Raw genomic sequence first — 23945 nt, forward strand, 5'->3', positions numbered from 1 at the left:
ACACCCCTCGCCACGAGATGCCTCTCCACGAGATGCCTCTCCACGAGATGCCCGCCCGCACCGGGCTCATCCGCGCCATGGCGCGCGGCTTCCTCGGGCGCTGCCCCCATTGCGGGGAGGGGCGCATCTTCGGGCGCTTCCTCAAGGTGCGGCCGGAATGCGACGTCTGCGGGCTGGAGCTGCACCATCACCGCGCCGACGACCTGCCGCCCTACATCGTCATCTTCATCGTCGCGCACGTGGTCGGCTACGTCATCCTGGAGCTGGAGATGGGCTACGACGTGCCGCTCTGGTTCCAGCTCGGCTTCTGGCCGCTCGCCACCCTCGGGCTGGCGCTCGGGCTGCTGCAACCCGTGAAGGGCGCCGTCGTCGGCCTGCAATACGCCCTTGGCATGCACGGCTTCGCCACGCTACCGAGCGGCGGACCCGCAGCCCCGCGGGGCGAGGAGCCGCGCCTTGGATCAACCGACGAGCGAGCCGCCGACACCCGCCACGGCCTCGGCCCCGCCTGAGGCGGCGCGGAAGGCCACCCTGCGCCCGCGCGACGCCGCGACCCTGATCCTGATCGACCGGCGCGGGCGCGCCCCGAAGGTCCTGATGGGCCGGCGCAACCCCGGCCTCGTCTTCATGCCGGGCAAGTTCGTGTTCCCGGGCGGCCGCATCGAGCTCGGCGACCGGCATATGCCGGTGGCCGGGACCCTGCCGGACTACGCCGAGGCGGCGCTGATCCGCCAGGTGAGCCGGCCGCCCCATTATCTCGGCCGGGCCCTCGCGCTCGCGGCCATCCGGGAGACCCAGGAGGAGGCCGGCCTTCTCCTCGGCACCCGGGACTACGGCCCGCCCGCGCGCGTGCCGCGGGGCTGGGAGGCGTTTCAGGCGCACGGCGTCCTGCCGGACCTCGAGGCCCTGCACCTCGTCGCCCGCGCCATCACGCCGCCGGGTCGCGCGCGCCGCTTCGACACCCGCTTCTTCGTCGCCGACCGGCGCGCGGTGGCGGCTGAGGAGCCGGGCCGCGTCGGCGCGGAGAGCGAGCTCGTCGAGCTCGCCTGGTTCTCCCTCGCGCAGGCGCGCAAGCTCGACCTGCCGGGCATCACCCGGGCGATCCTCGACGAGTTGGAGACGCAGATCGGGGTGGATTTCGCGCCCCACCGGCCGATCCCCTATCACTTCATGCGGCACGGGGAGCGCCGGCGCACGTTCCTCTGAGACGCCGACCCGCGAGACCCATCCGACACGAGCGAGCGACCGCGCCGACCGCCGCGGCGTCCCGCTCCCACCTGTGGCCCATGCTCGACACGACGCCCGACCTCGATCCCGCCCGCAATCCCGCCTCGGACCGCGCCCGCATCGCCGCCATCACGGCGGCGATCACCTGCGTGGCGGTCGTGGGCATCGGCCTCAGCCTGTCGATCCCGCTCCTGTCGATCGAGATGGCCCGGATGGGCGCGTCGAGCACGCTGATCGGCGTCAACACCGCCGTCTCGGGGCTCGCCAGCATCCTCACGGTGCCCTTCGTGCCCCGGCTCGCCGCCCGCGTCGGCGTGGTCCGGCTCCTCCTCCTCGCCATCGGCCTGGGGGCGGCCTGCCTCGTGGCCTTCCCGCTCCTGCCCACGATCGGCTGGTGGTTCGTTCTGCGCTTCGTCTTCTCGGCGGCCCTGGGGGCGCTGTTCGTCCTGTCCGAGTTCTGGATCAACGAGGCGGCGCCCCCCGCCCGGCGCGGCCTCGTGATGGGGGTCTACGCCACGATCCTGGCGCTCGGCTTCGCGGTCGGCCCGACGCTCCTCGCCCTCCTCGGAACGCAAGGGTTCGCCCCCTATCTGGCCGGCGCCGCCCTGTTCCTCGCCGGCATGCTGCCGATGGTGCTGGCGCGCGGCCTCTCCCCGGCGATCGGGCGGGGCCCGAGCCGGCGCTTCGCCACCTACCTGCGGGTCGCGCCCGCCGCGACGCTGGCGGCCCTCACCTACGGCGCGGTCGAGACCGGGGGCTTCGCGATCCTGCCCCTCTACGGGCTGCGCCTCGGCTACGACGCCGAGAGCGCGGCCGGGCTCGTCAGCGCGCTGGCCCTCGGCAACGTGCTGTTCCAGATCCCCTTCGGCTGGCTCGCGGACCGGATGGACCGGCGCGTCGTGCTCCTGATCGCGGCGGCCGGGGGTGCCCTCGGGGCGGCCCTGATCCCGGCGGCCTCGGGTTCCCTCCCCCTCCTCGTCGGGCTGCTCTTCGCCTGGGGCGGCATCGCCGGCACCCTCTACACGGTGGGGCTCGCCCATCTCGGATCGAGCGTGCGGGGCGCCGACCTCGCGGGCGCCAACGCCGCCTTCGTGGTGCTCTACAATGTCGGGTTGATGCTCGGGCCCCCGATCATCGGCGGCGGCATGGACCTGATGCCGCCCCAGGGCTTCGCCTGGACCCTGAGCGGCCTGTTCCTGGCCTACGGGGCGGTGGTGCTGTGGCGCCTGCGGGCGCCGGCGCGGCCTTGACGAAGCGGTTCGGATCGGGCATTGAGCCGCCCGTATTCGGCCGGGCCCTCCCGGCCCTTTTGCGTTTCGCTCTCATGCGGAATGCCGCACAGTTCAGGAGCGCCGCGCCATGGCCAAGGCCGTCACCGTCAAGATCAAGCTCGTCTCCACCGCCGACACCGGCTACTTCTACGTCACGAAGAAGAACTCGCGCACGCAGACCGAGAAGCTCTCGATGAAGAAGTACGACCCCGTCGTGCGCAAGCACGTCGAGTTCAAGGAATCCAAGATCAAGTAACCGGCCTCCGGTTCACGACCGCGCACGAAAAAGCCGCCCCCGCCCGGGGCGGCTTTTTCGTGTCCGGGCGGACGCGTCCCGACCCATCGGCCCGATGTCAGCCCCGCAGCGCCCCAGGGCCCGCAGGGCCTTGCGTGTCTGCTGGACTTGCCGGCTCAGCCGCCCTGGAGGCTCTCGGCAAAATCGTCCGGCACCTCGCCGAACTGGTCCAGGATGGTGGCGCTCTCCAGTTCGCCGGTCTCGTCGTCGGCCACGATCCGGAGCGCGGCGGTGCCGGGCATCCGGGCCGCCATCGCCTCCGCCTTCTTGCGGGCGCCGCTCTCGGTCGGCGCCAGTTCCCGGTCGCCCGGAACCAGGCGCTTCCGTTTGACCACGAAGGTCTGCACCAGGAAGGTCGTCCGCATCGCCATGGTGGCGCCCCGTGCCTCTCGTTGTGCCGATGATCCCGACCACCCTCGGCCGCGATCGGACGGCCGAACCGCCGCGCCTCTATAGGACCCACGGCCCCGAGGATCGAGACAGGATTGCGCCGGAGGAGGCCGACGGGCTCATGGGCGTTCCGGCCTCAAGGAGCGCGGAAGGCCGGCCGGTCCGGCATCAGGCTGGCGGCCCGCACGGTGCGGCGCACCGCCCGGATCGCCTCCGTGGTGCGCGGCGGGGCGCCCGCCGACAAGGCCTCGGTCTCGAGATCGGTGAGTTGATCGATGAGCCGCCCCTGCTCGGGCAGCCCCGGCTCCGCCGGGATGCGGGCCACCAGGGTGATCAGCCTGCGCAGGATCGGGCAGACGCCCGGCATTCGAGAACTCGGCACGGGGGACTCCAGGGACGCGGGGCGAGGTACGCAGAGCGGGGTGCACGGGACCGACCGGCGGACCGCGACCACCGGGGTCAACGCCGGCCGCGCCACGATGGTCCCGCGCGGCGGCCAAGTGAGGCACGCATGAGTGCGTGCGCGCGACGTGCGGGTTGCGGCCCGGGTCGCCCGCGCGGCGGAAGCCGGAGGGCTGGCGGCCCGGCCAAGTCGACCGCGGCCAGCCCCGAGATTCCGGAAAACAACGCTCAAATTCAGCGGAATTCGAGCGGTTTTTCCGCGCTTTTCGATCCGCTGTTGTAAATATCGTCTCGATGGCGTAGAAAGCAGCCATCGATCTTTGGCCAGATATCCGGCCGTTTCGCCTGAACAGGGCGCGCGCTCAGCATTTCTCCCACATTTCGAACATCCGTGAACGAGCGCGTGCTCAGCGTGCGCTCGTCCGATCCTATTGCCTACGAAGATACGGACATCTCCATGAGCACCGGCACTGTAAAGTGGTTCAACGGAACCAAGGGCTTCGGCTTCATCCAGCCCGACGATGGCAGCAAGGATGTGTTCGTGCACATCTCGGCCGTCGAGCGCGCTGGCATGCGCGAGCTGACCGAGGGCCAGAAGGTCTCCTACGAGATGGAGACGGACCGTCGCACGGGTAAGCAGTCGGCCGGGAACCTGCAGGCCGCCTGAGGCTTGCTTTCTGCCGGACAAGCATCGAAGCCGTTCCTCCCGGAACGGCTTCATCTGTTTTTCGACATCGGCGCGAATCGCGCGTCGTGTGAACAAGGATTCTGCGTGAGCCAATTCAAAGAAAACCAGCTTTCTGATCGGCTTGAGACCGCCGCCAAGGCGCGCGAGGCCCTGCTCGCCCGCTTCCGGGCGCGCCCCTCGGCCGACGATCCGGTCATCCTCGCCCGACAGGCCGCGCGCCGCGCCGTCATCGAGGCGCGTGAGGTCCGGGCCAGAGAGCGGGAGAAGCTTCGGGTCGCCGAAGAGGCGCGCCTGAAGGCGGAAGCCAAGGCCGCGATCGAGCGCGAAGAGGCCGAGATCGCCCGCATCGCCGCCGAGAAGGTGGAGCGTCAGGCCGCCCTCGCGGCCGAGCAGAAGGCCGCCCGCGATGCCCGCTTCGCGGCCCGCAAGGCGCGCGCGCGCCGCTAAGGCCCCTCGCGTCGGCGGCCGGGCCTGCCCGGCGCCGAGAGCCCCCCAAGATCGGAACCGCCTCCGTCCCGACGGCGACGGCTCCTGGCCCGCTGACGGCGCGCCGACCACCGGCCCGCGGCCAGGAAGGACACGACATGTCTCACAAGTTCAAGATCGGCCAGCAGGTGCGCCAATCCAGGATCGGCTACGCCGACAGCAAGGCCCCGGCCGAGAGCGTCTTCGAGGTCGTCCGGCTGATGCCCGAGGACCAGACCGGCGAACCCTTCTACCGGATCAAGTCCGCCACCGGCGAGCGCGCCGTGCGCGAGGGCGAGATCACCCCGGTCTCCTAAGGCGTCGCCGCGGCGTCGTCCGGGCGCGTCAGCGCGCCTGCCAGAGAAGGCCGACGAGACCGACATTGACGAAGGCGAGGGCGACGAGGAGGCCGAACAGGGCGTCCGGCCCGCCCTGCGCCAGCACGACGGCGCCGAGCGTCGGCGCGAGCGCCTGCGCCACCAGCCCCGGCCGGGCGAGGCGCCCGACGAGGGGCGCGTAGCGGGCCGGGCCGAACAAGGCGAGCGGCACCGTGCCCCGGGCGATGGAGTAGATGCCGTTCCCGGCCCCGTAGAGCACCAGCGCCAGGGCGACGGCGGGCAGGCCCGCCGCCAGCATGCCGAGGCCCAGGGCCACGAGGCAGATGGCGGCCGTCAGCGTCCAAAGGGGGTGGTGCCGGCCACGCCCCGCCATCTCGACCACCCGGGCCGCCACCTGCGCCGGGCCGATCAGGGCCCCGAAGGAGACCGCCGCCGCGAGCGCGACGCCGCGGGCCTGAAGCAGGGTCAGGAGATGAACCGAGAGCAGGGTCATCACGGTGCCGCCGAGCGTCAGGACCCCGGCGAAGAGCCGGAAGGCGTGCCGCTCGGCCGGTGTCAGGACCGGGGCGGCCTCGGCGACATTCCCCGGCTGGACCGGGAGGCGCGGCGCGGCGGGCACGACCAGGAGGATGAGCGGCAGCGACACGGCGAGCTGCAGCCCCGCATAGGCGAAGCAGGTGCCCCGCCAGCCGACATGCTGGATCAGGAAGGCCGAGAGCGGCCAGCTCACCGTGCTGGCGAAGCCGCCCCACAGGGTCAGGCTGGTGACGGCCGGGCGCGCCTCCGCGCCGTAGAGCCGCCCGAGAGTGGCGAAGGCAGGGTCGTACAGGCCCGTGCCCATGCCGAGGCCGAGGAGCAGCCAGGCTCCCACGAAGACCGGCAGGGCCGGGGCGAGGCCGAGAAGCGCGAGGCCCGCCGCCATGATGGCGGCCGAGAAGGCCAGGACCGGGCGCCCGCCCCGATGCCCGATCCAGGCCCCGACACGGGGCGAGATCAGCCCGGCGACGAGCAGGCCGAGGGAGAGGCCGCCGATGATCCAGACCATCGGCCAGCCCGTCTCCGCCGCGATCGGCCCGGCGAGCACGGAGAGCAGATAGAAGGACGAGCCCCAGGACAGGATCTCGAACACCCCGAGGGCGCTGATGACCGCAAGGCGCGGGCGGCCGCAGGATTCGGAGTTCATGGTGTTTCGGGTTCCTGAGCCGGCGAACCATCGCTGCGGGCCGCAAGCCTTAGCGCGGACCGGCCCCGCTTCCCATCCGGCCCGATCCGGAACCCGATCCGCCGCCCGGCCGTTTGCGGGTCTTCGCCGCCCGGTGAAGGCCGGGCGTGCCGAGAGACCACGGGAGGGACGCGATCGTGAAACACCTTGCATGGCTGATGGGCGCGGGCTTCGGCGCCGCCACTCTGCTGGCGCTGCCCGCCCAGGCCTATGAGTGGGGCGGCGGCTCCTGCGTCGGCCGCGGCTGCGTCCGCGCCATTCAGGAGGGCGAGTACCGCCCGGTCCGCGGCTACCGCGACCGGGAGCGCCCCGACATCCGGGTCATCGAGCGCCGCCGCGACCTGCGCGACGCCGAGGATTGGGACGAGGACGACGAGGATTGAGCCACCCGTGATCCTGTGATCCGCTGATCCTGCGCGTCGCAGGGGCGCCGCGTGGTGCCCGCGGGTGATCGCGAAGGGCGGGCGCGGGCCGCGAAGGAGGCCTCCGGGACCGATCGGGATCTCCGGAGCCCTTCGACGCTCCCAAGGGCGGCGCCTTCAGGGCGTCCCACCTCCGGATCGGCAGGGCCGATGCCCGGCCGTCGCATTCCCGCAACACCCAGGCCAGGCCGGCGCGCGGGCGGCGCGTGCATGTGCGCTCCGTCACCACGAAACAGGCGCGCCCGTGCCACGCAATCGTGGCGCAACGATCGGTCGCCAGAATGGCGTCGTCGCGGGCCGGGGGCCGGTGGGGAGGTTCGCATGGTGACGGACATGCAGTTTCGGCGGATGTGCTTCGTGGTCTTCGCCTTCGGGCTCGCGGCCGCCCCGCTCCTCAACACGCTGCTGCCCTGACCCCGGGGCGCGGCGTTGCCCCGACGGCGCCGGCGGCCTTAACCTCCGCCCCGGAGGCCGAGGATGACGGAGAGACCGGGCACGCGCGGACGGGGAAGCGAGGGGCTGTCCCTCCACATCCTGCCGAATGCCGGCACGATGATCGGGATCTGCACCACCCTGATCGGCCTCGTGAAGATCGCCGAGGGGCATATCGGCCCGAGCCATGTCGACGAGTATTTCGGCCTCGCGGCCTTGCTGTTCCTGGCGAGCGCCCTGACCTCCTACCTCTCCATGCGGGCTCTGACCGGCAACCGCCTCGGGGCGCAGCTCGAGCGCGCCGCCGACCTCTGCTTCATGGCCGGGCTGATCATGCTCTCGCTGATCTCGCTGCTCTTCGCCTACGAGACGATCTGACGGGCTTCGAGCGTCCTGAAGCGGACGGAGACGAACCCGGCGCGCCCGCGTTGATCTCTGTCATGCCGGAGAAGCCACCATGCAGAGCAGGCTTGGAACAGGGTTCGTGCTCGCGGGATGCCTGCTGATGCTCGGCTGGTTCGGCGCCGGGCCGGCGAGCGCCCAGCGGCTGGAGATCGGGCCGGAGGGACCGAGCGTGGACCTGCGCAGCCGTCAGCAGCGCGCGATCGACCGCGAGGATGCCCGCCGGGACCGGGAGGAGCTGCGCCGCGACCGCGATATCGACGACGATGACGACGCGGATGACGATCCGCCGCCGCGTCCGCGCTGAGGCAGGCGGAAGTCTAGGCGGCCTGCGCCTCGACGCGGTTCCGGCCCGCCGCCTTGGCGCGGTAGAGGGCGAGGTCGGCCCGCTTCAGCATGTCGCCGGCCGAGACGTCGGCGGGGTCGCGCACCGCGACGCCGATCGACACCGTGACGCCGACGCTGCGCGTCGCCCGCTGCACCGAGAAGGGCATCATCTCGACCCGCTCGCGGATGCGCTCGGCGATGAGCTGCGCCTCGGGCAGGCCGACCTCCGGCAGGATGATTACGACTTCCTCGCCGCCGTAGCGGGCGACGATGTCGATGCCGCGGGTGTGCAGGCGGATGCGCTCGGCGAAGGTGCGCAGAACCTCGTCCCCTGCCTCGTGCCCGTAGGTGTCGTTGATCGACTTGAAGCGGTCGATGTCGAGGATCAGGGCCGCCACCGGGCGCTGGCGCGCGATCGCGTCGCCGAACAGGGTGCCGAGATGGCTGTCGAGGTAGCGCCGGTTGTGCAGGCCCGTGAGGCCGTCCGTGACGGCGAGCTCCATCGAGGCCTGGACGGCGCCGCGCAGAACCTCCGAGAAGCGCTTGCGGCGCACCTGCGTGCGCACCCGGGCGACGAGCTCGTTCCGGTCGACCGGCCGCATCAGGTAATCGTGCACCCCGAAATCGAGGCCGCGCATGATCCGGCTCCGGTCGTGCGGCTCGGCCAGCATGATCAGCGGCACGGATCGGGTGCGGTCGAGGGAGCGGAGCTGGCTGCACAGGCGCAGGCCGTCGAAGCCCGCGAGATCGAGGCTGACCAGGATCGCGTCGAAGGCGTGGTCCGTCGCGGTCAGCAGGGCCTGGTGCGGGTCGGCCTCCAGCGTGACGACGTGGTGCTGCCCGAGGGAAGCGGCCATGCGCTCGGCCGAGGCGCGCCGGTCCTCGACCATCAGGATCTGGGCGTTGAGGCCGGTCTCGGCGGTGGCGAGGGCGAGGGGATCGCCCATGCCGAAATCCCGCGACGCCATGGCGCGGCTGCGCAACTCGTCCGTGACCGCCTTCAGGCGCACGAGGCTGCGCACCCGGGTGAACAGGGCGGTGTCGTCGATGGGCTTGGTCAGGAAGTCGTCGGCGCCGGCATCGAGCCCGCGCAGGCGGTCGGAGGGCTGGTCGAGGGCCGTGACCATCACCACCGGCAGGTGGGCGGTGACGGGGTTGTTCTTGAGGTGGCGGCAGACCTCGAACCCGTCCATGCCCGGCATCATCACGTCGAGGAGGACGATGTCGCAGAGACCCTTCTCGCAGATCGCGATCGCGTCGGGGCCGTTCATGGCTGCGAGGACGTCGAAATATTCCAGCGACAGCTTCGTCTCGAGAAGCTTCACGTTGGGAAATAGATCATCGACGATCAGGACACGGGCCGACATCGTTTCTCGCGTCTAGGTTGCGTAACGACGAATCTGACCCGTTCAGCGAGTACAGACTATCCGCCGACATTCATCGGGTGTCGCCAAGATACGTACGAACCGTTGCCAAAAACTTCGCGACCGAGATCGGCTTCGACAGATAGGCCTCGCATCCGCCTTCACGAATGCGTTCCTCGTCGCCCTTCATGGCGAAGGCCGTGATGGCGATGACCGGAATATCCTTGAGGTCGTCATCCTCCTTGAGCCATTTCGTGACCTCGAGCCCCGAGACTTCGGGAAGCTGGATGTCCATCAGGATCAGGTCGGGATGGTGCGCCCGGGCGAGCTCGATGGCCTCGATCCCGTTGGCGGTCTTGAGGGTGGCGTAGCCGTGCGCTTCCAGGAGATCGTTGAAGAGCTTCATATTGAGCTCGTTGTCCTCAACGATGAGCACCGTTTTCTTCATGGCCCATTGTTCCCGGCGCGCACGCTGCTCATTCTTTACGGACTCTTCGCCCGTCCGATCGCTTTGTAAGTGACACATGTTGATGAAACGCAAACCCGTTCAAGGTGATGATTCTACTGAACGCGTCGCGCTCGACGTTCTGGGCTGGCTCGTCGCCGACGAGGACCGGCTGTTTCCCTTCCTCAACGCCACCGGCCTCACCCCCGAGACTCTTCGGGCGAGCGCGGGGCAACCGGGCTTCCTGGCCGGCATCCTGGACCACGTGATGGGGGACGAGAACGTGCTCACGGCCTGCGCCAACGGCCTCGGCATCCCGCCCGAGACGATCGCCACCGCCTGGCGCCGCCTCGGCCCGCCGGAGCCGGAGGACTTCTGAGGGCGCGGCCCGCGCCCCGGCCTGCCCGGATTGCCGGGCCAGCCACGGCGCCCCGGTATGGCGGAGCGGGCAGGCCAAGCCCCTTCCCTTCAGGAGCCGAAACCCCGCCCTGTCAGGGCGTGCAGGGGGTGCCCTGGACCTTGTCGATGTCGAGGCGGGTCATGTCGCCCAGGATGGCGAAATCGCCGTAATCGAGCTTGAGGGCGCCGCTGACGCCGTTCTCGTAGAGGTCGAAGGTGAGGGTGTAGATCGGCGTGCGCTCGCCCTCCCCTTGCGTGAAGTAGCTGAGCGTCACGGGCCAGTGCGGCACCGCCGCCATCGGGCCGTCGCGCAGGGGTTTGTCGCGCTCGCTGCCCGCCGCGTTCGTCGGGGCCGTGACCTGGCGCCCGATCACCGCCAGGGTGTCGTAGATCTTGCGGCCGTCATCCGAGCCGTCGAAGATCTTGGCGGAGAGCGTGGTCTCGCCCGCCCGCGCGGCCTCGACGAGGCGGCGCATGTGCAGGCTCGGGAACAGGACCGGGCCCTTGTCGCCGACCTGTTCGCGCTTGGGCTCCTTGATGCGCACCTTCAGGCCCTCGGCCCCCGCATCGGCGGTGCCGTCGATCGCCGGGCTCGCGGCGCCGTTGAGCACCGTGGTGGTCTTGAAGCGGAAGTCGCGCCCGTCCGCGCTCTCGAAGGTGGTGTTACGCAGGTCCGAGGTGCGATTGCCGGTCTCGCCGCTGTCGAGCACCGTCACCTGCCGGGTCTGCATCGTGTAGCCCTTGCAGGCATCGCCCTTGAAATCGATCACGATGCGCCCGCGCGCGCTCTCGACGGCCCGGGTGCCGCCGCTGGAGGAGAGCGCGAGGTCGTAGACGGCGCGGTGGCTCGCGAGCGTCACGGGGGCGGCCTTGGCCGGGGCCTCCCCGGCGGGGGTGGCGGGCGCAGCCAGTGCCGCCCCGCCGAGGGCGAGGACGGCCCCGCCGAGGGCGAGGAGGAGGCGGGCGGAGGGGCGCAGCGTCATGGAATCTCCTGCATGGGCCCGCCTCAGGGCGCCGGGGCTGGCGGCGGCCCCGATGGTCCCGTCCGGGGCGGCCTCCGACCCGGCCGGCGGGCATCGATCAGATAGGATGCCGCGCGACCTGGGCAAACTTCGGGCCGGATCAGCGATAACCGGCGGCCTGGAGTTCGAACAATTCGGCGTAGCGCCCGCCGAGCGCCTGCAGCTCCGCATGGGTGCCGGATTCGAGAACCCGGCCCTGCTCCAGCACGAGGATGCGGTCGGCCATGCGCACGGTGGAGAAGCGGTGCGAGATCAGCACCGCCGAGCGACCCCGGGTGAGGTCGCGGAAGCGCTGGAACACCGCGTATTCCGAGCGCGCGTCGAGGGCGGCGGTGGGCTCGTCGAGGATCAGGATGTCGGCCTCGCGCATGTAGGCGCGGGCGATGGCGATCTTCTGCCACTCGCCTCCCGAGAGGTCGATACCATCCTCGAAGCGCTTGCCGAGGGGCTGGTCGTAGCCCTGGGGCAGCCGCCGGATCACCCCGTCGGCGAGGCTGCGCCCGGCCGCCTCGGCGATCCGGGCGGCATCCGCCCGCTCGGCGATGCGGCCGACCGCGACGTTCTCCGAGGCCGTGAGGTCGAAGCGCACGAAATCCTGGAAGATGACGCCGATGCGGGCCCTCAGGGCGTCGAGGTCGTAGGCGGGAAGCGGCCGGCCGTCGAGGAGGATGCGCCCCTCGACCGGATCGTAGAGCCGGGTCATCAGCTTGACGATCGTGGTCTTGCCCGCCCCGTTCTCGCCGACGAGCGCCAGCACCTCCCCGGCCCGCAGGGTGAAGCTTAGATGGCGAACCGCCCAGGCGGCGGCGCCGGGGTAGCGGAAGCCCACATCCTCGAAGGCGAGGCCGTGCCGGATCGGCTCCGGCATCGGCGCCGGGTGCTCGGGGGAGCGGATCAGGGGCCGGATCTCGAAGAACGAGAACAGGTCATCGAGATACTGGGCCTGCGAGGCGATCAGCGAGACGGCGAGGAGCATGTCCTCGATCAGGCCGCGCAGGCGCTGGAACGAACCGGCCAGGAAGGCGAGGTCGCCGATCGAGAACTGGCCCGCCACCGTGCGCCAGACGATGACCGCGTAGGCGAGGTAATAGGCGAGGGTCCCGAGCGCCGCGAAGCCCCCGCCCCAGGCGGCGCGGCGGATCATCAGGCTGCGGTTGTCGGCGAGGAGCTTGCGCGCGAGCGCGTCGAAGCGCTCCGTGAGGTAGCCGTTGAGGCCGAAGAGCTTGACCTCCTTGGCCGCCTCCACGCTGGCGCCGAGATAGCGCAGGTAGTCGATCCTGCGCCGCTCGGGCGTGCGCTGCCAGGCCAGCCGGTAGCCCTGGCGGTTGAAGTGCATCTCGTTGAGGAAGGCGGGCACGAGGGCGGCGACCAGGAGCAGGATCAGCCAGGGCGTGAAGGCCGCGAGGCCGACCGCGAAGGAGGCCAGGGTGACGCAGTTCTGGCCGAGCCCGAAGACCTGCGCGATCAGGTTGGCGCGGCCCGTCACCTGGCGCCGCGCCCGCTCCAGCCGGTCCTGCTGGGCGCTGTCCTCGAACTGGGCGAGGTCGAGGGCCGCCGCGTGGCGCATCAGCCGGAGGGTGGCGGCGTTGCCGTAGAGGTCGGCCATGAGGCCGTCCACCAGGGTGCCGAGCCGCCCCAGGATGTCGGTGAGGACCGCAAGCCCGAGTTCCAGGGCGACGAGGCCGGCCAGACGGGCGAGGTGCGGATCGGCGAGCCACGCCTCGAGCCCCATCGGGGTCGTGCGCGGGCGGCCATGCTCGGCCACGATCGCGTCGAGGATAAGCTTGGCGAGATAGAGCATCGCGACCGGCAGGCAGGCGCGCACGAGCCGCAGGGCGAGGCTCGCGGCGAACAGGCGCGGGCTCGCGGCGTGGACCTGCCGGAACAGGGCCGGCAGGTAGCGGAGCGCGCCGGCGCGCTCGCGGATCCAGGTTCGAACAAGGCGGGAGGGCATCGGCCCGACCATGGCGCCGCCGGGGCCTCGCGTCGATCCCGGCGCCCCGGACCCGCTGCCGCAGGGGCGACGACCGTCGCGCCGAGCCGTCCGCACAGTCACCCGGGCGGGCTCGGTTTGCGGCCGATCCGATTATGCTTATGTTAATGAACGCAGAAAATCTCGACATGAGGGGAGGCGCGATGCTCAGCGGCTCAGCAGTCTTGCGGGTTTCGTTGCTGCTCCTCGCAGCCGGCTGCCTCGCCGCGCTCGTGCAATTCTACTGGCCGCAGATGGGGACTGAGCCCGCGCCGCGCAGCACGGTGCCGTCGCGGCCGTCGCCCACGGATCCGGGCCGCAGCGAGGTGCGCCGCGTGGAGCCGCCCCCCGCGCCGGCGCCCAGTCCCGCGCCTGTCCCCAGCCCTGCGCCGAGCCCTGCGCCCGCGCCCGGCCCTGCGCCTACCCTTGCCCCCGCGCCCAGTCCTGCCCTCGTGCCCGCCCCGGACATGCAGCCCGGCGACACGGCCCGGACGGCCCCGCAGCCTCCCGCGCCCGCCGTTGCGCCATCCTCCGCGCCGGCCCCGCGCCCGGAGCCCGCGCCCGACACGGCCCTGTCGCCGGACCAGGACGGCGAGCCGGTGGCCGAGGGGGCGAACCCGCGGGCCGTCGCGCTGGTCGATCTCAACACGGGCTCCCTCGCGGAGCTGAACCGGCTGCGGGGCGGCGGCAATATCGGCCGCGCCATCATCCAGCGCCGGCCCTACAGCTCGGTGGACCAGCTCCTCAGCAAGCGCGTCCTCAGCCGCTCCACCTACGAGCGGATCAAGGATCAGGTCACCGTGCAATAACGCGTTCGGGCCGATGCGTTTGGGCCATCACGCCCGGATGCCGGGGGCTCGCGGGACCGCCCCGTGGAGGACGGCGCCGGATCACTTCCGCCCGCCGCTCTGGCGCGGCACACGCCGGGTGCCTATGGTGCGTGCGAGCGCGATCGCACGCGACGGTCGCTCCGTCGACAGGCCGAGGAAAGTCACATGCTCACCCAATCCGGCAGCGCGATCCTGCGCGATGACCTGGGCGTTCAGGAGACCACCGAGACGGACAACATCGTCCGCTGGGACGGCGAGAAGCTCTACGTGGAGCACGACGTCTACCACAACGGGCAGCTCGTCCACCGCAAGTACCGCCGCAACGTTTCGGAGCCCGTCGCCCAGGCGCTCCTCGCCCTGATCAACCGCGCCAAGCAATGAGGCGCCCGTCCGGGCGGGCGCTGCCGGGGGGCTCGGCTCCGAGGCGGCTTCTCCGCAGGGGCCTCCTGGCCCGCACGGGCCTTCTGATCCGCACGGGGCTTCTGGCCCTCTGCACGCTCCCGGCCCTGGCCGACCCCGCCACCGCGCAGGGGAGCGTCCGGCCCAGCGATGCGGCGCAAGGCGATGGTCCACGCGTCAACATCCGCTACGTGGCGCCGGAGCGCTTCACCGATGCCGAGAACCGCTTCACCTCCGGCCCGCCCCTGCGGGTGACGCTCGCCGAGATGACCCGCATCCTCGAGGATCTCGCCCGCCCCCGCCTGCGGGCCGGCGAGACCCTCGACCTCGCGGTGCTGGACATCGACCTCGCGGGGTTCGAGCAGCCGAGCGCGGCCCTGCCGACGGGCCTGCGCGTGGTGCGCGACGTGACCCCGCCGCGCATCCGCCTCGCCTACACGCTGCGGCGCGGGCGGCGCGTGCTGGCGCAGGGCGAGGACGTCGTCACCGACATCAACTTCCTGCTCACCAGCAACGCGCGCTTCTCCACTGGGCCGCTCTACTACGAGCGCGCCGTCCTGCGGGACTGGTTCGCGCGCCGCTTCCCCGAGGGACGCCCGACGCGGGATTGAGGGGCTGGCCGGGCTCGCCCGAGACGCCCGCCCCCCGCCGGGTCGCGCGCGGCCGCATCGTCAGGGTCGGGGCGGCCGCTCCTGGCCGGCCCACGAGGGAGCTCCATGCGGCGCATCGCCCAGATCTCGGACCTGCATTTCGGCCGCACCGACCCGGCCGTGGTGGAAGGCCTCGTCCGGGACCTGAATGCCGACCCGCCGGACCTGATCATCGCGTCGGGCGACTTCACCATGGCGGGGCGCCGCGTCGAGTACGGCGAGGCGCGCCATTTCCTGGCGCGGCTGCCCAAGCCCTGGATCGCCGTGCCGGGCAACCACGACATCTCGCCCTTCCACCTGGCGCAGCGCTTCCTCCGGCCCTTCGCGCGCTACCGGCGCTTCATCGCGCCCGAGACCGAGCCGACCTTCCAGGACGCGGAGATCGGCGTCGTCTGCCTCAACACCGTGCGGACCTGGGCGCCCGAGCGCGACTGGTCGCAGGGCAAGATCCACCGCTGGCAGATCGCCAGCGCGGAGGCCCGCCTCAAGGCGATGCCGCCGCACCTGTTCAAGATCGTGGTCGGCCACCATCCCTTCATGCCGCCCCCCTGGGACGAGGAGGCTCGCCTCGTCGGGCGGGCCGACAAGGCGCTGGCGGCCTTCCGGCGGGCCGGCGTCGGGCTGACGCTCGCGGGCCACCTGCACCGGCACTACGCGCGCTTCGCGGAAGCCGCGGGCGACGGCCCGGAGCGCGTCGCCGTCGACCGGGGCGAGATGCGGGGCGGCCGGGGGCGGCTCCTCGCCGTGCAGGCCGGCTCCGCCACCTCCACGCGCCTGCGCGGCAACGAGCCCAACGCCTATAACCGCATCGTCATCGCGGACGGTCTCGCCACCGTGACGGTCCGGCTCTGGACCGGCCGCGACTGGGCGGACGCGGCCTGAATCCGGAACCGCAGACTGAGTATGCGCGCAAGTCTCCGCCGCACACAATCCAACATTTGTTAGAACACGCACTGTACGAAACCGACCTTACCAGCGCGTCTTGATATCGACACAAAACAATACTCAAAAATTCACAGACATGGCCATGCTTCATGGCTGTGATGATTGGTCGATGCGTCACACGTGCGTCGGAGTGCTCGATGAAGACCTTGGGGATCGCGGTGGCCGTGGCGGCTCTGGGCTGCCTTGCGGGAATCCAGGCGGCGGAAGCGGCTCATTGCCGGCCCGGCAAGTACTATCGTCCCTCCCGCGGCGTCTGCGTCACCGAGGCGGCCTTCCGGCGGGATGTCCGCCACGTCTCGCACCAGCGGGCGAGCCGGCATGCCGGGCGCCGGGCCGAGCGCGTCCGCGTCGTCTACGTGGAGCGGCCGGTGCCGGTCTATGTCGAGCGCGCGGCGCCGCGCCCCGCGCAGACCGCCGAGGCGGTCGCGCCGGCTCCGGTGGTTGCAGCAGCTGCGATCGCGGCCGCGCCGGTCGCGGTCGCGACTCAGAACGTCGCGCCGGTCGCGGGCCCCGTCGCGAGCGCGCAGCAGGTCGCGGCCGTTCAGGCCGGCCCGGCGCCGGCCGCGTCCGGACCCGCGGAAGCCGAGATCCGCACGATCGCGGCGATCCCGTTCCAGGCGGTGGGCCAGCAATCCCTCAACCCGCTGCCGCCGAGGACGCGCGGCTGGGAATGGTCGCGCTGAGCGCGTCGCGAGGACCCTGCCGGCCACAGTGACCGGCGCAACCCACGAGCCTCTCTCGAACCTGGAGGGCGGCCGCTGCGCCCGGCTCCGGAGCCTTCGTCGAAGCGCGCGGGCCGCGCCGCCTCAGCCCTCGGCCCAGTCGTGCCCGGCGATCACGGCCTCGACCGGGCGGCTCCAGGTGGCGGGCTGGTCGGAGGCCCCGGTGCCGAGGGCGCATTGGACCATGACGCTGTCGCACCAGCGCCCGAACTTGTAGGCCACCGAGGGCAGCATGCCGACGCGGGCGAAGCCGCAGGCCTCGTGCAGGCGCAGGGACGCCTCGTTCTCGGCGTCGATATAGCCGATCATCTGGCGGTAGCCGCCGGCCGCGCAGGCCTCGATCAGGGCCGGCAGCAGCTTGCGGCCGATCCCGGCATGCAGGTGCTCGGGATGCACGTAGATCGAGTGCTTCAGGGTGTAGCGATAGGCCGGGCGCTTCCGGAACGGCACCGCGTAGGCATAGGCCGCCACCACCCCGCCCCGGTCGGCGACGAGGTGGGGCAGGCGCTTCTTGCGCATGCTCTTGCGCCGCTGCTTCAGGTCGTCGGGCAGGAGGCGGTCCTCCTGGTAATCGCCGACATCGCCGATGCCGCGGCCGATATGATGGGCGTAGATCGCCATCATGGCCGGGACGTCGGCGTCGGAGGACGGGCGGATCACGATGTCGCCGCAAGGTGCGGGCCCCGCGGCAGCCGTGGGGCTGAGGCCCTCGGCCATCAGGCGCCCTCGCGCAGGACGTAGGTGTAGAAGCGGATGCGCCCGTCCGGATCGACCTCGCGGTAGACGCCCTGGATCTCGGCCTCGAAGCCGGGGAACAGGTTGGCGGAGCGCTCGAACATCTTGAAGTAATCCAGCATGGGCTTTGCGCGCTCGTCCAGCCGCTCGCCGGGCAGCACCGTGCCGATTCCCGGCGGGTAGACCAGAAGCAAGGTCGTCGCCACGCGGCCCTCCGCCTCCGCGATCGGCACGTAATCGACCTTGTTGCGGGTCAGCATCTGGGCCGCGTCCTTGGGCGGCATCACCATCTCGGGCAGGTGCCCGGGCTCGAACTGCTTGCGCTGCAGGGCGCTCGTCCCGGATTCGCGGTGGAAGGCGTGGAAATCCGCGCAGAGGTCGCGCAGGCGCACGCCCCGGTACCGGTTCGGGCGCCGCCGCACGAATTCGGGCATCGCCTCCTCGAGGGGCACGTTCTCGTCGTGCAGGCGCTTGAAGGCGACGAGGCCCGAGATCAGCGTGCCGGCCTTCGACGATTCGACGCCCGGCGTCAGCAGGAAGAGCAGCGAGTTGAGGTCGTTCTTCTCGGCCACGATCCGGTTCTCGCGCAGGTACTGCGCGACGATCGGGGCCGGCACGCCGTGCTCCGCATAGGCGCCCGTCGCCCGGTCGAAGCCGGGGGTCAGCACCGTCAACTTGTTCGGGTCCGTCATGGCGTAGCCCGGCGCCACATGGGTAAAGCCGTGCCAGGTGGCGCCGGGGGTCAGCTCCCAGTAGCGCGGGTCGCTCGCGAGCTCGTCCGTCGAGACGCTCTCCCACGCGACCTCCCCGCCCTCGGGCCCCGCCACCACGTCCGGCACGAAGGGATCGAAGAACCAGCGCTGGACGGGGTCCTCGCGCTCCTCGAACTCGCGCCGGATCGCCCGCACCTTCTTGCGCCACTCGATGCCGAGCCGGATCGTGTCGTCCCACAGGATCATGCCGGAGCGCCCCTTCATCATCTGGGCGCCGACATCGAGGGAGGCGAAGAGCGGGTAGAAGGGCGAGGTCGAGGCGTGGACGAGGAAGCTCTCGTTGAGCCGCCGGTGCTCGACGCGCCGGGTCTGCCCGCGGATGTGGCTGTCCTTGGTGTGGATCTGCGAGGCCTGGCTGAAGCTCGCGAGCTGCTTGTGGGTGGATTGGGTCGCGACGATCCCGGGGGAGGTCTCGTCGAGGCCCTTGAGCCCCATGGCGAAGCGGCCGGCGAAGAGCGGGTGGAACTTCATGAAGCCCGCCCAGGCCTCGTCGAACAGGATGTAGTCGCAGAGATGCCCGATCTTCGCGAGGATCTGGCGCGCGTCGTAGATCGTGCCGTCATAGGTGCATTGCTCGATGACCGCGACCCGGAAGGGCCGCTCGCGGCGCCAGGCCTCCTTGTCGGCGACCAGGGGGTTGCGGCGGATCTTCTCGCGGATCGCCGTCTCGTCCAGCGCCTCGTGGTACATGGGGCCGATCAGCCCGTAGGCGTTGCGGTCGGTCTCCAGGAAGATCGGGATGCCGCCGCCGAGGAAGAGCGCCCCGTGATGGGCCGCCTTGTGGTTGTTGCGGTCGAACAGGACGAGGTCGTCCTCGGCCACGAGCGCCGAGAGCACGATCTTGTTCGAGGCCGAGGTGCCGTTGAGGACGAAGTAGGTCTTCTCCGCCCCGAAGATCTGGGCCGCCTCCTTCTGGGCCTTCAGGGCCGGGCCCTCATGGGTGAGAAGGTCGCCGAGATCGAGCACCGAATTGTCGAGGTCGTCGCGAAACACCGCCTCGCCGAGATGCTCGACGAAGATCCGTCCGATCGGCGAGCGGTTGTAGAAGATGCCGCCGTTATGGCCCGGGCAGGTCCAGAGCTGGTTGCCCTTCTCGGCATAGTCGACGAGGGCGCCGAAGAACGGCGTCTTCAGGGTCTCGGCATATTGCGTCACGCGCGAGACGAGGCCGCGGGCGATGAATTCCGGGGTTTCCTCGGCGAGGAAGATGTAGCCGTCGATGAAGTCGAGGAGCTCGACCGGGATGTCCTCGAGGCGCTTGCGCCGAACCATGATGACGATCGGCATCTCGAGGCCGCGCTTGCGCATCATGTTGATGAGCGCCGCCGCCTTGCCGTCGAGGCCGCGCTTGCCCCAATCCACCACCATGCAGCCGATGGCGGCGTCGGTCTGGACCGCGATGGCCGCGTCCTCGACGCGCCGGGCCCGCACCACCTCGAAGCCGCGCCCCTCCACCGCCGCCACGATCTGCTGGACCCGCACCCCTTCGAGATCGTCGGGATCGAAGTTCGGCGCGCACATCAGCACGGTGAAGCGGCGGTGAAAATCCATGGCGTTACGGCCCCCTGAGCATCGAGGCGCGCACCCTTAGGCGGGACTATGACGCTCGCATGACGAGGCGGCGATGCCCGCCCTCGCTACGACTTGGCCTCCCCGGCCGCTTCCCGGGCCAGGCGGAGGGCGCGCAGGCGCTGGGTCTTCACCTCGACGGCATTCTGCGTCGCCTCGTGGTCGGCCCAGGCGGCCGCGCCTGCGATGCTGCGCTCCTGCTGCTTGGCCGCACGGGTCTCGGCCCGGTCGCGAACGCCACTGTCGTTGGCCATCTTGGCTCCTCTCGCTGGGACAGTCGGATCCCGACAGATAGGGCGGCGAGCCAAAAAGGCTCATCCGGGTCTGATCGCGCGGTCCTGCGCGCTGGCCCTGCGCGGCTGCGAAGCCGCGTCCCGCATCAGTCCCGGGTTGCCGCGGAGGGGCCCCGGAATCCGGACCGGGGGCGTGCCGGCGCCGGAACCGAGCCCCGGCTCGCGCCTTCTCCCCAGCGAGGATCCCTCGGGAGACAGGTCGGACGAGACGCCAGGAGACACCCGATGAACCGCGAGCCAGACACCCCGCGCCGGCAGGCCACCCCCACCGCCCCGGAAGGCCGGCAGGCCGACCGCGACGCAGAGCCCGGTCCGCATTCCCCGCCCCCCGCCCGGAGCACCGAGAAGGGCCCCGAGAGCGGCGGCTACGAGCGGGGCCAGCACGACAGCGCCCCCACCAACCGCAAGGGCGGCTACGGCGCCGGCTGAGGCGCGGAACCTTCGCGGTTGGCCGAGGCTTGCCGGACAGGCCTCGCGGATGCGCCCGCCCCGCGGATGCGCCCGTGGCGGGAATCCAGCACGCGGCGGGCCCCTGGAGAATGCGGATGAGCTTTGGCGTCACCGGCCTTCACGGCCTCGAACAGCAATTCGCCGCGGAGACCATCGCCGATGGCGAGTTCGGCGTCAGCGTCCGCCAGGGCGGCGATCAGATCGTGCTGATCCGCCTGCGGGACGGCTCGGAGGCCAATGCCCGCGCGCTCGCCGACCTGCTCGCCGAGAAGGCCAGTGCCGTGATGACCCCCTCGGTGGTCCAGGCGATGCTCGACGAGGCAATCCTGCCGGGTTCCGCCTGAGGGGCCGCGACCTCCGGGCGGGCCCGAAGGCTTTCCGGCGCGCGGAACCGCGCGCCCTACCGCAGCACCAGGAGGGCCTGCGCGACCTCCGCGATGGCGGCGTTGCGGGCCTCGCTCGAGGCCGTGGAGCCGGTGAGATAGGCGGTCACCAGGATGGGCTCGCCGACCGGCGGCGCCAGGAGGCCGACATCGTTGGCGGTGCCGTTCTCGCCGGTGCCGGTCTTGTCGCCGACGCGCCAATCGGCGGGCAGGCGGGCGCGCAGGCGCGTCGCCCCGGTCTTGTTGTCCCGGAGCCAGCCGAGCAGGCGCGCGCGGGACGCGTCGGACAAGGCCGACCCGCGCAGGAGGCGCTGCAGGGTGTCCAGCATCGCGCCGGGCGTGGTCGTGTCCCGGGGATCCTCCGGGCGCGCCTCGTTGAGGTCCGGCTCGGTGCGGTCGAGGCGGGTCACCGGATCGCCGAGGGAGCGCAGATAGGCGGTGAGGCCCGACGGGCCTCCGATGGCCGAGAGCAGCAAATTGCCGGCGGTGTTGTCGCTGAGGGTGATGGCGGCCGCGCACAAAGCCTCCAGCGCCATCCCGCCCTCGCCGACCCGGGGCTCCGTGACGGGCGAGTAGGCGACGAGATCGGCCGCATTGTAAGTGACGCGCCGCTCCAGGCTCTCGCGGCCCGCATCGACCCGCGCCAGGACGGCCGCCGCCGCGAGGAGCTTGAACGTGCTGCAGAGCGGGAAGCGCTCCTCGGCGCGATGCCCCGCCCGAAGCCCCGTCTGAAGATCGAGCACGCCGACGCCGAGCCGGCCCCCGCTCCGCGCCTCGATCTCGGCAAAACGCCGCCGCAGCGCCTCCGCCTGATCGGCGGCCGAGGCCGCGCGCGGCCACGCGCCGGCCAGGCCCAGGCACGCGCTTGCCGCGCCCAGGATCGCGCGGGTGAAAACCCGTCTGCTCAGCATATCGAACCCCTCGCGTGCCGGCCGCAGACTGACCCTCACCGCGTCGCGATGACGGCGGGGCGCGCCGACCGGCTCGGGCCCGGAAACGGGCGGGCCAATGCCGGATTCAGCCCGCATTGTCGGGGCCGGAAGGCCGCGGGCGCGGCCTCCCGATCCTCGGAGCGGCACCCGGCTCAGTAATACGGCCGAGGTCCGTAGAAGCCGTAGGGCCGGTCATAGGGCCGCGGGCGGGCATAGCCGTAGCCGCCATACACGACGGGACGGCGCCAGTAGGGACGCGGACCCCAATTCGGACGGCAGCGGCCCCAGGGGTTGAGGTGGGCGCCGGGGCCGCAGGACCAATCGACGTTCCGGATCAGGGCCTCCCCGCCGGACGCGGCGAGCGGCGCGGGCGCCAGGGGAGCCGCGCTCGCGACGCCGGCGACACCCAGGCTGCCGGCGATCACCGCAGCCATCCCAAGCACGTTCACGTGCCTCATGACAGGATCTCCTCAGATGTCCGGCGACGGCCTCGGCCGTCCCGGCGAGGCAGAAGCTGCACCCCCGCGAATGAACCGTTCCTGACCCAACCTGGACGGTTTTGCGGCACGGTCCCGGGCCGGCCGGGACCCTGACGGGGAACGCCCGCTCCCAGGCTGCCGCGCCGGCGACGGAGGGGATGCGGGGCTCAGTTCATGCTCTTGCGCCGCCGCCCGCTCTCCCGCTTGGCGAGCTTGCGGCCGACCTCGAACAGCAGCATCTCCGAGAGCAGCTTCAGATGCGCGTCGTCCTCGTCGGCGAGGGCCCTGTGGGCCGCGACGCAATGGTCGGCGGCGCGCTCCAGCGGGTGGAGGGCGCCATCCCGCCCGGTCCGCACATAGGCATCCTCGCTCATGCGGCTCGGCGTGATGTCGATGACGATGCCCCGCCCCCGGAAGGGGCGCCCCGCGGCGTCGATCTGGTAGCGGCCCCGCGCCAGGATCCAGCGCGTCACGCCGTCGGCGGAGCAGACGCGGTACTCGGCGACGTAGGACCGGCCCTCCAGGGCGGACGCACCGATCAGCGTGGTGACGCGCTCCCGATCCTCCGGGTGAATGGCGGCCACGAAGGCCGCCAGCGGCGCGCCGGCCTCGGCGGAATCGGGGTTCACGTTGAACAGGAGCGCCACGAGGGCGTCCGCGTGCACGCGGTCCGCCGCGATGTCCCAGTTCCAGCTGCCGATGACATCCTGGGCATCGAGGGCCGCCTGGATGGAGGCTGAGCAAACCTGAGCATCACCGTCCTTGAGCTTGGGCACCGCCGATCCTGTCCGCTTGTGATGAGGTTGCCGGAGGTTAAGCCCGAATCAAATTGCAACTTCAAGTGTGAATGAATTGTGGACGCAACTCTGGCATGTTCTTCCTCGTACGGCTAAGCTGAGGCGAACCGATTGCTGCGTCGTGAGTCGGAGTGCGCCATGGGCTCGAAGGTTCCGCCCGCGAAGGCCCCGAAGATGGAGGTCCCCGAAGGTCGCGAGCACCTGCGGGAGACCGGCGCGGCCGGTCGGCCGGATGCCGCGGCACAGGGCCATGGCGGCCTCGACCTGTCGGCCTCCCTGCGCCTGACGCAGAGCCGGGACACGCACCTCCTGCGGCTGATCGCCGAGACGCTCGGCATGTCGGCCTCCGCCTTCCTGTCGCCCGGGGCGCCCGGAAATCAGGCGAGCCCCGCACAGGAAGCCGCGGGAGAATGCGGCGAGTTGATCCGGGCCTATCTGCGCATCTCCGATCCGAACGAGCGCCGCCGGTATCTGGAGCTGATCCGCATCGCCGGCAACCGCGCGTAGAGCCGCGCCCGATCGCGTTGCAACGGGCCGGAAAATAGGCAGCCCCGGTCCGGTTCGGCGCGACGGACCCCCTCTCCCGTGCGGGAGAGGGTCGGGGTGAGGGGTGCGCGCTGTCCGGAGAGACCGCCCCTCACCCGGTCGGCTCACGCCGACTCGACCTCTCCCGAACGGGAGAGGTGGGGCGTGCGCGATCGGCAGCGACGGGGGAACGCACTTCAGGATGGGACGCAGATGCCGCGACCGGCCCCCTCTCCCGTGCGGGAGAGGGTTGGGGTGAGGGATGAGCGCCTTCAGGATGGAGCATGCGGTCGTATCGCCGATTAGGCGCCGATCGGGCGCACCTCGTTCTGAAAGGTCTCGACCCTCACCCTGTCCCTCTCCCGCACGGGAGAGGGGAT

At 71.4% G+C, this 23945-nt stretch carries 32 protein-coding genes; 19 read left to right on the forward strand and 13 right to left on the reverse strand.

Translation table 11 applies throughout. The features are described from left to right. The first annotated feature begins 32 nt into the window (after positions 1-32). The 4 genes from F6X53_RS16830 to rpmG all read left to right on the forward strand — a co-directional run bounded on the left by F6X53_RS16830 (position 33) and on the right by rpmG (position 2754). Positions 33-512, forward strand: a complete 480-nt coding sequence (locus F6X53_RS16830; RefSeq protein WP_151001421.1) for a DUF983 domain-containing protein — start codon at positions 33-35, stop codon at positions 510-512. Then, positions 457-1206 carry an NUDIX hydrolase gene (locus F6X53_RS16835; RefSeq protein WP_151001361.1) on the forward strand — a complete coding sequence of 250 codons (750 nt, stop codon included), beginning with the start codon at positions 457-459 and terminating at the stop codon, positions 1204-1206. Before F6X53_RS16830 ends, F6X53_RS16835 begins: the two co-directional genes overlap by 56 nt. Positions 1207-1286: 80 nt before the next feature. After that, positions 1287-2477 (forward strand): MFS transporter, encoded by a 1191-nt coding sequence (locus tag F6X53_RS16840; protein WP_151001362.1) that lies wholly within the window; start codon positions 1287-1289, stop codon positions 2475-2477. A gap of 109 nt (positions 2478-2586) precedes the next feature. Continuing rightward, positions 2587-2754: a 50S ribosomal protein L33 gene (gene rpmG / locus F6X53_RS16845; RefSeq protein ID WP_151001363.1), complete on the forward strand. Its 168-nt coding sequence runs from the start codon at positions 2587-2589 to the stop codon at positions 2752-2754. 155 nt (positions 2755-2909) lie between these two features. Here rpmG and F6X53_RS16850 read toward each other — a convergent pair whose 3' ends face one another. Continuing rightward, positions 2910-3164 carry a hypothetical protein gene (locus F6X53_RS16850; RefSeq protein WP_151001364.1) on the reverse strand — a complete coding sequence of 85 codons (255 nt, stop codon included), beginning with the start codon at positions 3162-3164 and terminating at the stop codon, positions 2910-2912. Between the two features lie 155 nt (positions 3165-3319). Then, positions 3320-3565 (reverse strand): hypothetical protein, encoded by a 246-nt coding sequence (locus tag F6X53_RS16855; RefSeq protein WP_238296220.1) that lies wholly within the window; start codon positions 3563-3565, stop codon positions 3320-3322. Between the two features lie 477 nt (positions 3566-4042). On the opposite strand from F6X53_RS16855, the gene F6X53_RS16860 reads away from it, so the two are divergent. From F6X53_RS16860 to F6X53_RS16870, 3 genes are all read left to right on the forward strand, one after another. After that, entirely contained in the window at positions 4043-4252 is a 210-nt protein-coding gene (locus tag F6X53_RS16860; protein ID WP_151001423.1) for a cold-shock protein, read from the forward strand. 105 nt (positions 4253-4357) lie between these two features. Beyond that, complete coding sequence (locus tag F6X53_RS16865) at positions 4358-4720, forward strand: DUF6481 family protein (protein WP_151001365.1); 363 nt, start codon at positions 4358-4360, stop codon at positions 4718-4720. Positions 4721-4857: 137 nt separating this feature from the next. Beyond that, positions 4858-5055 carry a hypothetical protein gene (locus F6X53_RS16870; protein ID WP_151001366.1) on the forward strand — a complete coding sequence of 66 codons (198 nt, stop codon included), beginning with the start codon at positions 4858-4860 and terminating at the stop codon, positions 5053-5055. Positions 5056-5083: 28 nt separating this feature from the next. Here F6X53_RS16870 and F6X53_RS16875 read toward each other — a convergent pair whose 3' ends face one another. Further along, positions 5084-6259 (reverse strand): MFS transporter, encoded by a 1176-nt coding sequence (locus F6X53_RS16875; RefSeq protein ID WP_151001367.1) that lies wholly within the window; start codon positions 6257-6259, stop codon positions 5084-5086. A gap of 176 nt (positions 6260-6435) precedes the next feature. On the opposite strand from F6X53_RS16875, the gene F6X53_RS16880 reads away from it, so the two are divergent. From F6X53_RS16880 to F6X53_RS16890, 3 genes are all read left to right on the forward strand, one after another. Then, the gene (locus F6X53_RS16880; protein WP_238296219.1) at positions 6436-6681 is read left to right on the forward strand and encodes a hypothetical protein; all 246 of its coding nucleotides are present in this window, start codon (positions 6436-6438) and stop codon (positions 6679-6681) included. A gap of 516 nt (positions 6682-7197) precedes the next feature. Next, the gene (locus F6X53_RS16885) at positions 7198-7530 is read left to right on the forward strand and encodes a hypothetical protein (protein ID WP_151001368.1); all 333 of its coding nucleotides are present in this window, start codon (positions 7198-7200) and stop codon (positions 7528-7530) included. Positions 7531-7609: 79 nt separating this feature from the next. Continuing rightward, the gene (locus tag F6X53_RS16890) at positions 7610-7861 is read left to right on the forward strand and encodes a hypothetical protein (protein WP_238296217.1); all 252 of its coding nucleotides are present in this window, start codon (positions 7610-7612) and stop codon (positions 7859-7861) included. A gap of 13 nt (positions 7862-7874) precedes the next feature. Here F6X53_RS16890 and F6X53_RS16895 read toward each other — a convergent pair whose 3' ends face one another. Then, complete coding sequence (locus tag F6X53_RS16895) at positions 7875-9248, reverse strand: PleD family two-component system response regulator (RefSeq protein ID WP_151001369.1); 1374 nt, start codon at positions 9246-9248, stop codon at positions 7875-7877. Between the two features lie 70 nt (positions 9249-9318). Then, complete coding sequence (locus tag F6X53_RS16900; RefSeq protein ID WP_151001370.1) at positions 9319-9693, reverse strand: response regulator; 375 nt, start codon at positions 9691-9693, stop codon at positions 9319-9321. A gap of 82 nt (positions 9694-9775) precedes the next feature. On the opposite strand from F6X53_RS16900, the gene F6X53_RS16905 reads away from it, so the two are divergent. After that, entirely contained in the window at positions 9776-10069 is a 294-nt protein-coding gene (locus F6X53_RS16905; protein WP_151001371.1) for a DUF3572 domain-containing protein, read from the forward strand. Between the two features lie 112 nt (positions 10070-10181). Here the strand turns inward: F6X53_RS16905 and F6X53_RS16910 are convergent, their stop codons facing one another. Together F6X53_RS16910 and F6X53_RS16915 are read right to left on the reverse strand one after the other, a co-directional pair. Next, positions 10182-11072: a cell envelope integrity EipB family protein gene (locus F6X53_RS16910; RefSeq protein WP_151001372.1), complete on the reverse strand. Its 891-nt coding sequence runs from the start codon at positions 11070-11072 to the stop codon at positions 10182-10184. A 139-nt stretch (positions 11073-11211) separates the two neighbouring features. After that, entirely contained in the window at positions 11212-13065 is a 1854-nt protein-coding gene (locus F6X53_RS16915; RefSeq protein WP_151001373.1) for an ABC transporter ATP-binding protein, read from the reverse strand. A 470-nt stretch (positions 13066-13535) separates the two neighbouring features. On the opposite strand from F6X53_RS16915, the gene F6X53_RS33205 reads away from it, so the two are divergent. From F6X53_RS33205 to F6X53_RS16940, 5 genes are all read left to right on the forward strand, one after another. Continuing rightward, positions 13536-13892 carry a helix-hairpin-helix domain-containing protein gene (locus F6X53_RS33205; protein WP_238296222.1) on the forward strand — a complete coding sequence of 119 codons (357 nt, stop codon included), beginning with the start codon at positions 13536-13538 and terminating at the stop codon, positions 13890-13892. 186 nt (positions 13893-14078) lie between these two features. Then, positions 14079-14294 (forward strand): hypothetical protein, encoded by a 216-nt coding sequence (locus F6X53_RS16925; protein ID WP_151001375.1) that lies wholly within the window; start codon positions 14079-14081, stop codon positions 14292-14294. Further along, positions 14291-14923 (forward strand): DUF3016 domain-containing protein, encoded by a 633-nt coding sequence (locus F6X53_RS16930; RefSeq protein WP_151001376.1) that lies wholly within the window; start codon positions 14291-14293, stop codon positions 14921-14923. The genes F6X53_RS16925 and F6X53_RS16930 overlap by 4 nt, the downstream gene beginning before the upstream one ends. Positions 14924-15028: 105 nt before the next feature. Continuing rightward, entirely contained in the window at positions 15029-15844 is an 816-nt protein-coding gene (locus F6X53_RS16935; protein ID WP_151001377.1) for a metallophosphoesterase family protein, read from the forward strand. Positions 15845-16044: 200 nt separating this feature from the next. Then, on the forward strand, positions 16045-16590 hold the full coding sequence (locus F6X53_RS16940; RefSeq protein WP_151001378.1) for a hypothetical protein: 546 nt from the start codon (positions 16045-16047) through the stop codon (positions 16588-16590). Between the two features lie 123 nt (positions 16591-16713). On the opposite strand, the gene F6X53_RS16945 is transcribed toward F6X53_RS16940, so the two are convergent. The 3 genes from F6X53_RS16945 to F6X53_RS16955 all read right to left on the reverse strand — a co-directional run bounded on the left by F6X53_RS16945 (position 16714) and on the right by F6X53_RS16955 (position 19960). After that, positions 16714-17346, reverse strand: coding sequence for a GNAT family N-acetyltransferase (locus F6X53_RS16945; RefSeq protein WP_151001379.1), 633 nt, complete (start codon positions 17344-17346; stop codon positions 16714-16716). Then, positions 17346-19688, reverse strand: coding sequence for an Orn/Lys/Arg family decarboxylase (locus tag F6X53_RS16950; protein ID WP_151001380.1), 2343 nt, complete (start codon positions 19686-19688; stop codon positions 17346-17348). Before F6X53_RS16950 ends, F6X53_RS16945 begins: the two co-directional genes overlap by 1 nt. Positions 19689-19774: 86 nt before the next feature. Beyond that, on the reverse strand, positions 19775-19960 hold the full coding sequence (locus F6X53_RS16955; protein ID WP_151001381.1) for a hypothetical protein: 186 nt from the start codon (positions 19958-19960) through the stop codon (positions 19775-19777). 264 nt (positions 19961-20224) lie between these two features. Between F6X53_RS16955 and F6X53_RS16960 the strand changes: the two genes are divergently transcribed. Both F6X53_RS16960 and F6X53_RS16965 read left to right on the forward strand, forming a co-directional pair. After that, complete coding sequence (locus F6X53_RS16960) at positions 20225-20428, forward strand: hypothetical protein (protein WP_151001382.1); 204 nt, start codon at positions 20225-20227, stop codon at positions 20426-20428. Between the two features lie 116 nt (positions 20429-20544). Beyond that, positions 20545-20793, forward strand: coding sequence for a hypothetical protein (locus tag F6X53_RS16965; RefSeq protein ID WP_151001383.1), 249 nt, complete (start codon positions 20545-20547; stop codon positions 20791-20793). A gap of 56 nt (positions 20794-20849) precedes the next feature. On the opposite strand, the gene bla is transcribed toward F6X53_RS16965, so the two are convergent. From bla to F6X53_RS16980, 3 genes are all read right to left on the reverse strand, one after another. Beyond that, on the reverse strand, positions 20850-21743 hold the full coding sequence (gene bla / locus F6X53_RS16970) for a class A beta-lactamase (protein ID WP_151001384.1): 894 nt from the start codon (positions 21741-21743) through the stop codon (positions 20850-20852). Between the two features lie 173 nt (positions 21744-21916). Beyond that, a complete protein-coding gene (locus F6X53_RS16975) occupies positions 21917-22222 on the reverse strand; it encodes a GCG_CRPN prefix-to-repeats domain-containing protein (protein ID WP_151001385.1) in 306 nt (101 codons plus the stop codon). Positions 22223-22410: 188 nt separating this feature from the next. Further along, positions 22411-23019, reverse strand: a complete 609-nt coding sequence (locus tag F6X53_RS16980; protein ID WP_151001386.1) for a PAS domain-containing protein — start codon at positions 23017-23019, stop codon at positions 22411-22413. 159 nt (positions 23020-23178) lie between these two features. Between F6X53_RS16980 and F6X53_RS16985 the strand changes: the two genes are divergently transcribed. After that, positions 23179-23547: a hypothetical protein gene (locus F6X53_RS16985; RefSeq protein WP_151001387.1), complete on the forward strand. Its 369-nt coding sequence runs from the start codon at positions 23179-23181 to the stop codon at positions 23545-23547. Positions 23548-23945 lie beyond the last annotated feature (398 nt).

This window comes from Methylobacterium soli (assembly GCF_008806385.1).
GTDB classification, from domain to species: domain Bacteria; phylum Pseudomonadota; class Alphaproteobacteria; order Rhizobiales; family Beijerinckiaceae; genus Methylobacterium; species Methylobacterium soli.

What these genes read in the sequence shown, in the direction of transcription:
- F6X53_RS16850 (WP_151001364.1), bottom strand. Translation starts at nt 3,164, where the DNA reads ATGGCGATGCGGACGACCTTCCTGGTGCAGACCTTCGTGGTCAAACGG.
- F6X53_RS16925 (WP_151001375.1), top strand. Translation starts at nt 14,079, where the DNA reads ATGCTCACCCAATCCGGCAGCGCGATCCTGCGCGATGACCTGGGCGTT.
- F6X53_RS16875 (WP_151001367.1), bottom strand. Translation starts at nt 6,259, where the DNA reads ATGAACTCCGAATCCTGCGGCCGCCCGCGCCTTGCGGTCATCAGCGCC.
- F6X53_RS16890 (WP_238296217.1), top strand. Translation starts at nt 7,610, where the DNA reads ATGCAGAGCAGGCTTGGAACAGGGTTCGTGCTCGCGGGATGCCTGCTG.
- F6X53_RS16935 (WP_151001377.1), top strand. Translation starts at nt 15,029, where the DNA reads ATGCGGCGCATCGCCCAGATCTCGGACCTGCATTTCGGCCGCACCGAC.
- F6X53_RS16940 (WP_151001378.1), top strand. Translation starts at nt 16,045, where the DNA reads ATGAAGACCTTGGGGATCGCGGTGGCCGTGGCGGCTCTGGGCTGCCTT.
- F6X53_RS16955 (WP_151001381.1), bottom strand. Translation starts at nt 19,960, where the DNA reads ATGGCCAACGACAGTGGCGTTCGCGACCGGGCCGAGACCCGTGCGGCC.
- F6X53_RS16965 (WP_151001383.1), top strand. Translation starts at nt 20,545, where the DNA reads ATGAGCTTTGGCGTCACCGGCCTTCACGGCCTCGAACAGCAATTCGCC.
- F6X53_RS16895 (WP_151001369.1), bottom strand. Translation starts at nt 9,248, where the DNA reads ATGTCGGCCCGTGTCCTGATCGTCGATGATCTATTTCCCAACGTGAAG.
- F6X53_RS16830 (WP_151001421.1), top strand. Translation starts at nt 33, where the DNA reads ATGCCTCTCCACGAGATGCCCGCCCGCACCGGGCTCATCCGCGCCATG.
- F6X53_RS16910 (WP_151001372.1), bottom strand. Translation starts at nt 11,072, where the DNA reads ATGACGCTGCGCCCCTCCGCCCGCCTCCTCCTCGCCCTCGGCGGGGCC.
- F6X53_RS16960 (WP_151001382.1), top strand. Translation starts at nt 20,225, where the DNA reads ATGAACCGCGAGCCAGACACCCCGCGCCGGCAGGCCACCCCCACCGCC.
- F6X53_RS16840 (WP_151001362.1), top strand. Translation starts at nt 1,287, where the DNA reads ATGCTCGACACGACGCCCGACCTCGATCCCGCCCGCAATCCCGCCTCG.
- bla (WP_151001384.1), bottom strand. Translation starts at nt 21,743, where the DNA reads ATGCTGAGCAGACGGGTTTTCACCCGCGCGATCCTGGGCGCGGCAAGC.
- F6X53_RS16885 (WP_151001368.1), top strand. Translation starts at nt 7,198, where the DNA reads ATGACGGAGAGACCGGGCACGCGCGGACGGGGAAGCGAGGGGCTGTCC.
- F6X53_RS16915 (WP_151001373.1), bottom strand. Translation starts at nt 13,065, where the DNA reads ATGCCCTCCCGCCTTGTTCGAACCTGGATCCGCGAGCGCGCCGGCGCG.
- F6X53_RS16905 (WP_151001371.1), top strand. Translation starts at nt 9,776, where the DNA reads ATGAAACGCAAACCCGTTCAAGGTGATGATTCTACTGAACGCGTCGCG.
- F6X53_RS16860 (WP_151001423.1), top strand. Translation starts at nt 4,043, where the DNA reads ATGAGCACCGGCACTGTAAAGTGGTTCAACGGAACCAAGGGCTTCGGC.
- rpmG (WP_151001363.1), top strand. Translation starts at nt 2,587, where the DNA reads ATGGCCAAGGCCGTCACCGTCAAGATCAAGCTCGTCTCCACCGCCGAC.
- F6X53_RS16975 (WP_151001385.1), bottom strand. Translation starts at nt 22,222, where the DNA reads ATGAGGCACGTGAACGTGCTTGGGATGGCTGCGGTGATCGCCGGCAGC.
- F6X53_RS16945 (WP_151001379.1), bottom strand. Translation starts at nt 17,346, where the DNA reads ATGGCCGAGGGCCTCAGCCCCACGGCTGCCGCGGGGCCCGCACCTTGC.
- F6X53_RS16900 (WP_151001370.1), bottom strand. Translation starts at nt 9,693, where the DNA reads ATGAAGAAAACGGTGCTCATCGTTGAGGACAACGAGCTCAATATGAAG.
- F6X53_RS16930 (WP_151001376.1), top strand. Translation starts at nt 14,291, where the DNA reads ATGAGGCGCCCGTCCGGGCGGGCGCTGCCGGGGGGCTCGGCTCCGAGG.
- F6X53_RS16870 (WP_151001366.1), top strand. Translation starts at nt 4,858, where the DNA reads ATGTCTCACAAGTTCAAGATCGGCCAGCAGGTGCGCCAATCCAGGATC.
- F6X53_RS16985 (WP_151001387.1), top strand. Translation starts at nt 23,179, where the DNA reads ATGGGCTCGAAGGTTCCGCCCGCGAAGGCCCCGAAGATGGAGGTCCCC.
- F6X53_RS16950 (WP_151001380.1), bottom strand. Translation starts at nt 19,688, where the DNA reads ATGGATTTTCACCGCCGCTTCACCGTGCTGATGTGCGCGCCGAACTTC.